The 11,104-nt window shown below is 72.4% G+C and carries 12 protein-coding genes and 1 pseudogene; 9 read left to right on the forward strand and 4 right to left on the reverse strand.

What is annotated here, in order from left to right:
• From AC2W7J_RS10405 to AC2W7J_RS10420, 4 genes are all read left to right on the forward strand, one after another.
• Positions 1-423: tripartite tricarboxylate transporter TctB family protein (locus AC2W7J_RS10405; protein ID WP_485982300.1), on the forward strand; the 423-nt coding region annotated here is incomplete at its 5' end.
• Positions 424-431: 8 nt separating this feature from the next.
• Positions 432-1,991 carry a tripartite tricarboxylate transporter permease gene (locus AC2W7J_RS10410; protein ID WP_485982301.1) on the forward strand — a complete coding sequence of 520 codons (1,560 nt, stop codon included), beginning with the start codon at positions 432-434 and terminating at the stop codon, positions 1,989-1,991.
• A 13-nt stretch (positions 1,992-2,004) separates the two neighbouring features.
• Positions 2,005-2,394, forward strand: a complete 390-nt coding sequence (locus tag AC2W7J_RS10415) for a universal stress protein (RefSeq protein ID WP_485982302.1) — start codon at positions 2,005-2,007, stop codon at positions 2,392-2,394.
• Complete coding sequence (locus AC2W7J_RS10420) at positions 2,391-3,656, forward strand: enolase C-terminal domain-like protein (protein WP_485982303.1); 1,266 nt, start codon at positions 2,391-2,393, stop codon at positions 3,654-3,656. Before AC2W7J_RS10415 ends, AC2W7J_RS10420 begins: the two co-directional genes overlap by 4 nt.
• 115 nt (positions 3,657-3,771) lie before the next feature.
• Here AC2W7J_RS10420 and AC2W7J_RS10425 read toward each other — a convergent pair whose 3' ends face one another.
• Together AC2W7J_RS10425 and AC2W7J_RS10430 are read right to left on the reverse strand one after the other, a co-directional pair.
• Entirely contained in the window at positions 3,772-4,449 is a 678-nt protein-coding gene (locus AC2W7J_RS10425; protein WP_485982304.1) for a FadR/GntR family transcriptional regulator, read from the reverse strand.
• Positions 4,450-4,497: 48 nt separating this feature from the next.
• Positions 4,498-5,619, reverse strand: coding sequence for an L-talarate/galactarate dehydratase (locus AC2W7J_RS10430; protein WP_485982305.1), 1,122 nt, complete (start codon positions 5,617-5,619; stop codon positions 4,498-4,500).
• A gap of 138 nt (positions 5,620-5,757) precedes the next feature.
• Between AC2W7J_RS10430 and AC2W7J_RS10435 the strand changes: the two genes are divergently transcribed.
• From AC2W7J_RS10435 to AC2W7J_RS10450, 4 genes and pseudogenes are all read left to right on the forward strand, one after another.
• Positions 5,758-6,705, forward strand: a complete 948-nt coding sequence (locus AC2W7J_RS10435; protein ID WP_485982306.1) for an AEC family transporter — start codon at positions 5,758-5,760, stop codon at positions 6,703-6,705.
• A gap of 248 nt (positions 6,706-6,953) precedes the next feature.
• Positions 6,954-7,895 carry an alpha-hydroxy acid oxidase gene (locus AC2W7J_RS10440; protein WP_485982311.1) on the forward strand — a complete coding sequence of 314 codons (942 nt, stop codon included), beginning with the start codon at positions 6,954-6,956 and terminating at the stop codon, positions 7,893-7,895.
• A gap of 131 nt (positions 7,896-8,026) precedes the next feature.
• Positions 8,027-8,260: pseudogene (locus AC2W7J_RS10445) on the forward strand (FAD-binding oxidoreductase); the annotation flags it as partial.
• On the forward strand, positions 8,232-9,296 hold the full coding sequence (locus AC2W7J_RS10450; RefSeq protein ID WP_485982307.1) for an FAD-binding oxidoreductase: 1,065 nt from the start codon (positions 8,232-8,234) through the stop codon (positions 9,294-9,296). The pseudogene AC2W7J_RS10445 and the gene AC2W7J_RS10450, both read left to right, overlap by 29 nt.
• Here the strand turns inward: AC2W7J_RS10450 and AC2W7J_RS10455 are convergent.
• Positions 9,286-9,852: a TOPRIM nucleotidyl transferase/hydrolase domain-containing protein gene (locus AC2W7J_RS10455; RefSeq protein WP_485982308.1), complete on the reverse strand. Its 567-nt coding sequence runs from the start codon at positions 9,850-9,852 to the stop codon at positions 9,286-9,288. The genes AC2W7J_RS10450 and AC2W7J_RS10455 overlap by 11 nt on opposite strands.
• A 54-nt stretch (positions 9,853-9,906) precedes the next feature.
• On the opposite strand from AC2W7J_RS10455, the gene AC2W7J_RS10460 reads away from it, so the two are divergent.
• Positions 9,907-10,539 carry a cation efflux transmembrane domain-containing protein gene (locus AC2W7J_RS10460; protein ID WP_485982309.1) on the forward strand — a complete coding sequence of 211 codons (633 nt, stop codon included), beginning with the start codon at positions 9,907-9,909 and terminating at the stop codon, positions 10,537-10,539.
• Between the two features lie 34 nt (positions 10,540-10,573).
• Here the strand turns inward: AC2W7J_RS10460 and AC2W7J_RS10465 are convergent.
• On the reverse strand, positions 10,574-11,104 hold a 531-nt coding region (locus AC2W7J_RS10465; RefSeq protein ID WP_485982310.1), incomplete at its 5' end, for a hypothetical protein.

The raw sequence follows: 11,104 nt of genomic DNA on the forward strand, positions 1-11,104 counted from the left end.
ACCAGCTCGCCGGCGCGCTCGGCGGCCTGGTCATCGGCGGCGTCGCCGCCTGGCTCTCCCCACGGCTACGGGCTCGGGTCGCTCAAGCAGGCCGGCCCGGGGCTGTGGCCCTTCGCCATCTCGGTGACGATCGTCGTGCTCAGCCTCGCCCTGCTCGTCGTCGGGCGCGGGCTGACCGACTCGGAGAAGTTCACCCGCACGAGCTGGCTGCCGGCCTTCGGCCTGGTGACCTTCGTCGCCGTGGCCGTGCTCCTGCCGCTCATCGGCTTCGAGCTGCCCTGCCTGGCGCTGTGCATCGTCTGGCTGCGCTTCCTCGGTGGTGAGAGCTGGCGGTCGACGATCGTCGTCTCGGTCTGCACGGTCGCGGCCTTCTACGCCCTCTTCGTCATCGCCCTCGGCATCCCCCTGCCCCACCTCATCTGAGGACCCACATGGACATCACCGCCTTCCTCGACGGCTTCGCGGTCGTCGCCGAGCCGCGCAACCTGCTCTACTGCCTCGTCGGCGTGCTCATCGGCATGCTCATCGGCGTCCTGCCCGGCCTCGGCCCCGCCGCGACCATCGCGATCCTGCTGCCGATCGTCTACGGCACCGACCCGGTCTCGTCGATCATCATGCTCGCGGGCATCTTCTACGGCGCCCAGTACGGCGGCACGATCACCTCGGTGCTGCTGCGCCTGCCCGGCGAGGCCTCCTCGGTCGTCACCGTCTTCGACGGCTTCGCCATGGCCAAGCAGGGCCGCGCCGGAGCCGCCCTCGGCATCGCCGCGATCGGCTCCTTCATCGGGGCCACCGTCTCGATCATCGGCCTGAGCCTGCTCGCCCCGGTCATCGCCGGCTACGCCCTCGACTTCGGCCCGCCCGAGATGGCCGCCCTGGCGCTCCTCGGCATCCTGCTCGTCTCGACGATCGGCAGCGGCCACATGCTCAAGGCGCTCGTCGCCGCGGGCATCGGCATGCTCCTGGCGACCGTCGGCCGCGACACCTTCAGCGGCGCCGAGCGCCTCACCTTCGGCAGCCTTCAGCTGTCCGACGGCATCGACTTCGTCGTCGTCGCGATGGGTCTCTTCGGTGTCGGCGAGATCCTCTACAACCTCGAGGAGCGCCACGGCAAGGTCCACTCCCCCGCCAAGGTCGGCCGCGTGTGGCCCACCCGCGCCGAGCTCAAGGAGTCGTCCGGCGCCATCGGTCGCGGCTCGGTCATCGGCTTCCTCCTCGGCGTGCTGCCCGGCGGCGGTGCCGTGATGAGCTCGCTCGCCGCCTATGCCACCGAGAAGCGCGTCTCGAAGCACCCCGAGCGCTTCGGCCGCGGCGCGATCCAGGGCGTCGCCGCCCCCGAGACCGCCAACAACGCCGCGGCGACCTCGTCATTCATCCCGCTGCTCACGCTCGGCATCCCGGCCAATGCCTCGATGGCGATCCTCTTCGGCGCTCTGCTCATCCTCGGCGTCACCCCCGGCCCGCAGCTCGTCGACGAGCGCCCCGACCTCTTCTGGGGCGTCATCAACTCGATGTACATCGGCAACCTCATCCTGCTGCTGCTGAGCATCCCGCTCGTCGGCATCTTCGTGAAGGTCCTGCGCATCCGCCCGGCGATCCTCGCCCCGATCACCGTGCTCATCACGGTCCTGGGCGTCTACACGATCAACAACTCGGTCTTCGACATCTACGTGATGATCTTCTTCGGCGCCGTCGGCTACCTGATGAAGAAGCTCGGCTTCGAGCCCGGCCCGATGGTCCTGGCCTTCGTCCTCGGCGCCCTCGTCGAGGGCAACATCCGCCGCGCGATGATCATCTTCGACGGCGACCCGACCGGCTTCGTCACCCGCCCGATCTCCGGCACGATCCTCGCCGTCTTCGTGGCGGTCGCCCTGTGGCCGCTGCTGTCGAAGCTGCTCCGTCGCCGGCGCCCCGCGGCCGACGCCGCCCCGGCCACGTCCGCCACCCCCGACGAGTCGACGTCGCGCGACGACGTCGACGCCCACCACTGATCAGGAGCACCCCATGACCGTCCTCATCGGATATGTCCCCACCCCCGAGGGCGAGGCCGCCCTCACCCAGGGCCTCGAGATGGCCGCCACCCTCGGCCGGTCCGCCGTCATCGTCAACAGCCCGCGTCGCGGCAGCACCGTCGACTCGGAAATGGTCGACGAGCAGGAGGCCGCGCGCCTCGTCGAGGTGGCCCGCGCTGCCGGCGTCGAGGCGGTCGTCGAGCAGCCGCTGCACGGCTCCGACATCGTGGAGACCTTCGAGACCCTCGTCGAGCGGAGCAGCGCCAGCCTCGTCGTCATCGGTCTGCGCCGCCGGAGCCCGGTCGGCAAGCTCGTCATGGGCAGCGACGCCCAGCGGCTCCTCCTCGGCCTCGACTGCCCGATCCTCGCGGTCAAGCCGTGAGCGCACCGCGCATCTCGCGGGTCGTCGTCACCCCGGTCGCCTTCGGCGACCCGCCGCTGCTCAACGTCGTCGGCGTCCACCAGCCGTGGGCGCTGCGCGCGATCGTCGAGGTCCACACCGACGACGGCGTGCTCGGCCTCGGCGAGATCTACGCCGACGAGACCCACCTCGCCCGGCTCGAGGCGGTCGCCACGGCCCTGCCCGGCCACGACCCCTACGACCTCCACGGCATCCGGCGCCTCGTCGCGGACGTCCTGGCGAAGGGGGACGGCGGCGCCGGCGCGAGCTTCGGCGGCATGCTCGACGTCGACTCGGCGCTCGAGACGGTCTACTCCCCCTTCGAGGTGGCCTGCCTCGACATCCAGGGCCACCGCGCCGGCGTGCCGGTGAGCTCGCTGCTCGGCGGTGCGGTCCGCGAGCGGGTGCCCTTCTCCGGCTACCTCTTCTACAAGTGGGCCGGGCACCCCGGGCAGCGCGACGACGACTGGGGCGAGGCGCTCACCCCGGACCAGATCGTGGCCCAGGCGCGGCGGATGGTCGACGGCTGGGGCTTCGGCTCGCTCAAGCTCAAGGGCGGGGTCTTCGCCCCCGAGCTCGAGTGCGCCGCGATCGAGGCGCTGCGCGACGCCTTCCCGACCCACCCCCTTCGCCTCGACCCCAACGGCGCCTGGACCGTGCCGACGTCGGTGCGCGTGGCCGACCGGCTCCGCGGTGTCGTCGAGTACCTCGAGGACCCGACCCCCGGCATCGAGGGCATGGGGGCCGTCGCGGCGCAGACCGACGTGCCGCTCGCGACCAACATGTGCGTCATCGCCATGGAGCACCTGCCGCCGGCGGTCGCCGCCGACGCGGTGCAGGTCGTGCTGTCCGACCACCACCTGTGGGGCGGGCTGCGCCGCTCGGCCCAGCTCGGTGGCATCGCCGAGACCTGGGGCCTAGGGCTGTCGATGCACAGCAACAGCCACCTCGGCGTGAGCCTGGCCGCCATGGTCCACCTCGCGGCCGCGACGCCCAACCTCACCTATGCCTGCGACACCCACTACCCGTGGAAGACGCAGGACGTCATCACCCCCGGCGTCCTCGACTTCGTCGACGGCGAGGTGCCCGTACCGACGGGTCCCGGCCTGGGCGTCACACTCGACCGCGACATGCTCGGGCTGCTGCACGAGCAGTACCTCGAGTGCGGCGTCCGGCGGCGCGAGGACACGGTCTACATGCGCAGCATCGAGCCGGACTTCACGCCCAACACCGCCCGCTGGTAGCCGCCGTCGCCTTGGCGCGGCGCCCGGCCCGTCAGGTGGTCGCTTGGTGCTCCATTCCCATCGACATGGAGCACCAGGCGACCACCTGACCGCGCCGAAGGGGGAGTCCCGTCACCTACCGCGCGAGGCGGCGGCGCGTGTTGCCCAGGTGCACGCGCATCGCCGCGCGCGCGGTCTCGGCGTCGCCGGCGAGGACCGCGTCGGCGATCGCCTCGTGCTCGCGCAGCAGCCGCTGCACGTGGGTGGCGTCGGAGACGGAGTACTCGGTGGCCAGCCGGGTGCGCGGCAGCATGATCATCAGCGGGCCGAGCGACCCGAGGAGGTCGGAGTAGAAGTGGTTGCCGGTCGCCCGGGCGATGGCCCGGTGGAAGTCGAAGTCCGCCTCGACGGCCCCCTCGTGGCCGGCCCGGGTGAAGTCCTCGAGCGCCGCGCGGATCGCGCGCCCGTCGGCCTCCCCGTGGTGGAGGGCGGCGAGCGCCGCCGCCTCGCTCTCGACGCCGAGGCGGAAGTCGATCATCGCGAGCACGTCCTCGTGACTGCGGACGGTCACCTGCTCGGGCGTGAAGGCGCTGGCCTCCGGCACCGACAGCACGAAGGACCCGCGCCCCTGGAAGGTCTCGACGAGGCCCTCGGCCCGCAGCCGGGTCACCGCCTCCCGGACGACGGTCCGGGAGACGGCGAACTCCTCGATGAGCTCGGACTCGGACGGCAGGCGGGCACCCGGTGCCAGGTCGCCGGAGAGGATCTTGTCCTTCAGCCCGGCGACGACGCGGTGCGCGAGGGTCGTCGTCATGAGCGCATCATGCCCCGCCGCCGGTCGGCCGGGGCCGACCGACGGTCGTCAGCTGCGGCCGATCGTGACGCTGTCGACGGTCAGCTTGCGCATCCGCTCGCTGAGCGTGAAGCCCAGGCCCGGGCGGTCCGGCACCCACATGCGCCCGTCGTGGATGTCGATCCGCTCGTCGAAGAGCGGGTTGAGCCACTCGAAGTGCTCGACCCACGGCTCGGTCGGGTAGGCGGCGGCGAGGTGCAGGTGGATCTCCATCGCGAAGTGCGGGGCGAGGGCCAGACCCTGGTGCGCGGCGAGCGTCGCGAAGCGCAGGAAGGGGGTGATGCCGCCGATGCGCGGGGCGTCCGGCTGGACGATGCCGCGGTAGCCCGCGTCGAGCAGGGCCATGTGCTCGGGAACCGAGGTGAGCATCTCGCCGGTGGCGATCGGGGTGTCGCAGGTGCGCGACAGGTCGGCGTGCCCGATGGCGTCCCACGCGTCGAGGGGCTCCTCGATCCAGATGAGGTCGTGCTCCTCGAGCGCGCGGCACATCCGGCGGGCGGTGGCGCGGTCCCACTGCTGGTTGGCGTCGACCATGAGCGGCCCGTCGCCGAGGTGCTCGCGCATCGCGGCGACCCGATCGAGGTCGGTGCGCCAGTCGGGCTGGCCGACCTTGATCTTGATGCCGCCGATGCCGGCCTCGAGCGAGGCGGAGGCCTTCTCCTTGATCTCCTCGATGGAGGCCTGGAGGAAGCCGCCGGAGGTGTTGTAGACGCGGCAGGAGTCGCGGTAGCTGCCGAGGAGCTTGGCGAGCGGCAGGTCGGCGCGGCGCGCCTTGAGGTCCCACAGCGCGACGTCGAGGGCGGCGACGGCCTGGGTCGCGACACCCGAGCGGCCGACGGAGGCGCCGGCCCACATCAGCGACTGGTAGATCCGGTCGATGTCGGCGGGGTCCTGGCCGATGGCGACCTCGGCGACCTCCTTGAGGTGGGTGTACTGGGCCGGACCGCCGGCGCGCTTGGAGTAGGAGAAGCCCATGCCCTCGTGGCCCTGCTCGGTCGTCACCTCGACGAAGAGCAGGACGCTCTCGGTCAGGGGCTTCTGCCGGCCGGTGAGCACCTTGGCGTCGCTCACCGGCGTGGGCAGCGGGAGGACGACGTGGGAGAGGGTCAGGGAGCGGATGGCGTCGGCCATGTCCGGGTCCTTTCGGGGAGGGTGGTGGAGCGCCGTCGCCCCACTTATGTGATGAGTATGAGAGTTATATGATGAGTTTGTCCAGACCGGCCGGTCCGGAACCGGTCAGGCCTCGGTCATGACGAAGGGAGTCACCGCGTGATCGTCGGTTTCCTCACGATCGTCGTCGTGGTCGCCGCCGGCGCCTGGCTCGCCCACGCGGGCGTGCTCGACGACCGCTCCCAGGTGACGCTGGGCGAGATCGCCTTCTTCATCTGCTCCCCCGCGCTGATGATCCGCACGATCAGCGAGGTCGAGATCGCGGCCGCGGGGACCAACCTGCTCGCCTCGGCGATCGCCCTGACGGTCTGCTTCGTCGCCTTCGCGGTCGTCTCCGCCGGCGTCTGGCGCCGCCCACTCGGGGAGGTCGTCATCGGCTCGCTGTCGTCGAGCTATGTCAACGCCGGCAACCTCGGAATCGCCATCGCTGCCTACGTCGTCGGCGACATCGGCGTCGTCGTGCCGACCCTGCTCGTGCAGATGCTCGTCGTCCAGCCGGCCTGCCTCGTCCTGCTCGACCGCGTCCGCGCGCACCGGGTCGACCTGCGCGGCATCCTCACCCGGCTGCTCACCAACCCCCTCACCGTCGCGGCGGCCATCGGCGTCGTGCTCGCCCTCACCGGCTGGCAGCTGCCCGAGGTGGTCGCCGCCCCGATCGACGTGCTCGCCGGCGGTGCGATCCCGCTCATGCTCCTGTCCTACGGGGCCGCCCTGCGGCTGGCCCCGCGCCTGGGTCAGGGCGGGCACAACGCCGAGGTGGCGCTCGCGAGCGGCCTCAAGCTGGTCGTCATGCCGGTCGTCGCGTGGCTCACCGGCACGGCGCTGGGCATGAGCGGCGAGGCCCTGCTCGGCGTCGTCATGACCGCGGCCCTGCCGACGGCGCAGAACATCTTCCTCCACGCCACCCGCTACCGGGTCGCCAGACCGTGGCCCGCGAGACGATCCTCGTCACCACGGTCCTCGCCCTGCCCGTCTCCTTCGTCGTCGCCCTGCTCCTCGGAGGTCACCTGTGAGCACCGTCCCCCGTCGCGTCCCCCGCTGGCGTGATGTCGAGCCCTTCCTCAAGGCCCGCCGCTGGCATGCCGACCCCGTGACCCGTCGCCTGGCGCGCACCCACAGCATCGACGAGCTCGAAGGGGAGGCCCGTCGCCGCGTCCCCGGCGCGGTGTGGGACTACGTGCACGGCGGCTCCGACGGCGAGATCGCCTTGGCGCGCAACCGGGCCGCCTTCGACCGGGTCGAGCTGCGGCCCCACGGCCTTCGGGCAGGTCGCGAGCCCGGACACCTCGACGACCCTGCTCGGCCGCCCGGCGAGCGCACCGATCGTCTTCGCCCCGACCGGCTACGCCCGGCTGAGCCACCACGAGGGCGAGCGCGCCGTGGCCGCGGCTGCAGCAGGCGCGGGCCTCCCCTTCGCGCTGTCGACCTATGCGACGACCTCGATCACGGACACTGCCCTGGCCGCGCCGACCGGTCGCAACTGGCTGCAGGTCTATCTCATGAAGGACCGCGACGTGACCCTCGCGCACCTCGCCGAGGCGCGCGACCACGGCTACGAGGCGCTCGTGCTGACGATCGACACGACGGTCACGGGGATGAAGCGCAAGGACAAGCGCAATGGCTTCAACATCCCACCGGAGCTCACCCCGCGGACCGTCGCCGGAATGGCCCGCCACCCGGGGTGGGTGGCCAACATCCTGACGACCGAGCCGGTGCGCTTCGCGACCTTCCCCGAGGGGTCGGAGTACTCGCGCTGGGGCATGTCCAACCAGCTGCGCGAGCAGGCGATCCGGCCCGAGGACATCACCTGGCTCAAGGACCGCTGGCACGGGCCGGTCGTCGTCAAGGGCGTGCAGTCGGTGACCGACGCGCGTGCCTGCGTCGACGCCGGGGCCGATGCCGTCGTGCTGTCCAACCACGGCGGCCGCCAGCTCGACCGCGCTCCGGTGCCCCTCGAGCTGCTGCCCGACGTCGTGGCCGCCGTCGGCGACCGGACCGAGGTCTACGTCGACTCCGGGGTGCGCTCGGGCGGCGACATCACCGCCGTCCTCGGCCTCGGCGGGCGCGGGGTGCTCGTCGGCCGCGCCTACCTCTACGGCCTGATGGTCGGCGGTCGGCGCGGCATCGACTTCGTGGCCGACTGCCTCGTCGACGAGCTGCAGCGGGCGATGTGCCTGCTCGGCACCCCCGACATCGCGAGCATCACCCCCGACCACGTCCGACTCCGGGAGCACTGACCGTGACCACGACCCTCCTCGCCACCCTCGCCGACGTCGTCGGACCCGACGCCGTCCTCACCGGCACGGACGCCCAGGGACACCTCACCGACTGGAGCGGCCGGTTCACCGGCTCGGCCCTGGCCGTCGTCCGACCGGCGTCGACGCAGCAGGTGGCCGACGTCGTGCGGGCCTGCGCCGCAGCAGAGGTCGCGATCGTGCCGCAGGGCGGGCTCACCGGACTCGTCGGCGGAGCCGTCCCCGCCCCCGGCGCCGACGCGGTCGTCCTCTCCCTCACCCGGATGCGCCGCATCCGTGAGCTCGATGCGGTCGCCGGCACGGTGACCGCCGAGGCGGGTGTCGTCCTCGCCGACCTGCGCGAGGCGGCCGCCGCGGCGGGCTGGGAGTTCCCCGATCTCGCTCGGGTCCGAGGGCACGGCGACCGTCGGCGGCATCGTGTCGACCAATGCCGGCGGCACGGCGGTCCTGCGTCACGGCATGACTCGCGACCTCGTCCTCGGGCTCGAGGTCGTCCTGCCCGACGGGCGGGTCTGGCACGGGCTGCGCACCCTGCGCAAGGACAACACCGGCTACGACCTCAAGCAGCTCTTCGTCGGCGCCGAGGGCACGCTCGGCGTCGTCACCGCGGCCGCGCTGCGGCTCGTGCCCGGGGCCGCACACCGTGCCACCGCCCTCGTCGGCCTGCCCGACATCGCCTCTGCCGTGGACCTGCTGGCGATCCTGCGTGCCAAGGCGGGCGACCGGGTCACGGCGTGGGAGGTCATGTCGCACACCGCCTTCGACCTCGTCCTGACCCACCTGCCGGGAGCCCGCTCCCCCTTCGACCGGAGCCACGCGTGGTACGGCCTCGTCGAGATCGCCGGCACCGAGGCGTCGGTCATGGACCAGCTCGAGGCCGCGCTCGGCGAGGCCTTCGGCGGGCCGGTGACGGACGCGGTGGTCGCCTCGCCCGGCGCGCAGACCGACCGGCTGTGGGCGCTGCGCGAGGGCATCTCCGAGGCTCAGCGGGTCGAGGGGCTGTCCGTCAAGCACGACGTGACGCTGCCGATCGACGCCCTCGCCGACTTCGTCGAGGTGACCGCGCGCCGGCTCGACGCGGCGCTGCCCGGGGTCCGCCTGGTCACCTACGGGCACGTCGGCGACGGCAACCTGCACCACAACCTCTCCGGCCCGCCCGGGGACGACGCGGCCCTGCGGGAGCACGCCGCCGAGCTCACGGAGATCGTCTACGAGGAGACCCTCGCCCGTGGGGGCAGCATCAGTGCCGAGCACGGCGTCGGGGTGCTCAAGCGCGAGGCCGTCGCCCGGGCCAAGGACACCGTCGAGGTCGACCTCATGCGCACGCTCAAGCAGGCGCTCGACCCGCGCGGGCTGTGCAACCCGGGCAAGGTCATCGCCTGACCGCGTCCTCGAGCACGGCGACGAGCGGCCGCGGTGCCCGCTCGAGGTCGAGCGCCTCGACGAGCAGCCTCGCGTAGCGCGCCTTGCGACCCGACTGCGAGGTGAAGAACCTGCGGAGCAGCTCCTCGCGCGACCAGCCCTGCTGGGCCGGCATCTGCGCGAGCAACCGCAGCGACCGACCCTCCCCCGCCGCCTCGACCACGGCCTCGACGGCCGCCACCCCGAGGGCGCGCACGAGCTCGTCCTCGAGGTCGCGGTCGCAGGCGTGGAAGCCGATGTCAGCCAGCCCGTCGTCGCCCTTGCCGAGGACGCCGGAGGCGAGCAACCCCCTTCGCACGTGGTGCTCGTCGGCGACGTCGTAGAGGCCGCTGACGTGCACGTCGGGCGCCTGCCGGCGCCACTGCTGGAGGTGGGCGCGCACATTGGTCACGCCGCCCATGGCGACGACCACGACCCCGGCCGCAGCGAGGTCCACGCCGAGGCGGGGCGCGAGGGCGTGCAGGGCCTCGCGGTCGCTCTCGCCCTCGGCGAGGACGACGGCCCGTGTCGTGGTCACCCGACCATTGGGCTCCGGCCGCGCTTGCGGCGCAAGCGGTTTATCGTCCCGACCATGACCGACGCCCACCCCGCGCGCCTGAATGCCGACCGCCTGCGGCGGGTCGTGCTCGTCGTCGCGCTGATCAACTTCGCCTACTTCTTCGTGGAGTTCACCGTCGCCCTCTACGCCGGGTCGGTGTCGCTGCTCGCCGACAGCGTCGACTTCCTCGAGGACACGTCGATCAACCTGCTGATCTTCATCGCGCTGGGGTGGCCGCTCGCCCGCCGCGCCCTCATGGGCAAGGCGATGGCCCTGGTCATCCTCGTGCCGGCGACCGTCGCGGGCGTCGAGGCGGTCCGGCGCTTCGCCGACCCGACGGCGCCCCGAGGTGCTGCCCCGTCGTCCTCGCCTCCGCTCGGCGCCGTCGTCGTCAACGGCACGAGCGGTTGGCTGCTCGCCGGCGTGCGGCACGCGGGCGGCTCGCTCAGCCGCGCGGCCTTCCTCTCGGCGCGCAACGACGTGCTCGTCAACCTCGCGGTCATCGCGATGGCCGTCGTCACGCTGTGGACCGCCTCCGGCTGGCCCGACCTCGTCCTCGGCTGCCTCATCATCCTCATCGCGGTGCACGCCGCGTGGGAGGTCTGGGAGGTGAGCGAGGAGGAGCGCCTCGCGGCGAAGGCCCTTGCGGGAGAAGAGATCGACTGATCCGGCCCCGTCGCACGGCCCCATGCGACCGCGGTCAGTCGCGGCGCCGCACCTCGTCGACACCGACGACCCAGGCATAGGTGCGTGAGGACCGGCTGCGGCGCCTCTCGACGCGCTCGGTGAGGACGGCGAAGCCGTCGGTCGAGACCTCCGCGCCCGGCGACAGACCATCGCCGGTCGTCGCGACGAGGGTCGCCGTGCGGGTGTCGACGATGCGGAACTCGGTGTCCGTGTCGTCGCCGAAGATCTTGTCCGCCGGCCGGTAGAAGACGACGAGCCGACCACGCAGGTCGTTCGTCGAGATCCGGAATCCGTCGGGCACCTCGACGTCGCCGACGACCTCGTCGGCGAGCGCATCCCTGAAGGTCAGGGTGTCCCCGGCGCGCGAGATCTCGAAGCGGTCGTGCACGACCGATCGTCCGTCGGCGACCTGCTGCGACTCCTCCACCGGAGGGGCGTCGACGGTGACGAAGCGGTCGCCGTCGAGGAGCCGGACTCTGCTGCCGCACCGCACGAGCGGGGTGGCCTCCGCGGCGAGCCGGCCGCCCCAGTTCACCGGGGGTGT

The sequence above is a fragment of the Janibacter sp. CFPM2_SD2 genome (assembly GCF_057364645.1).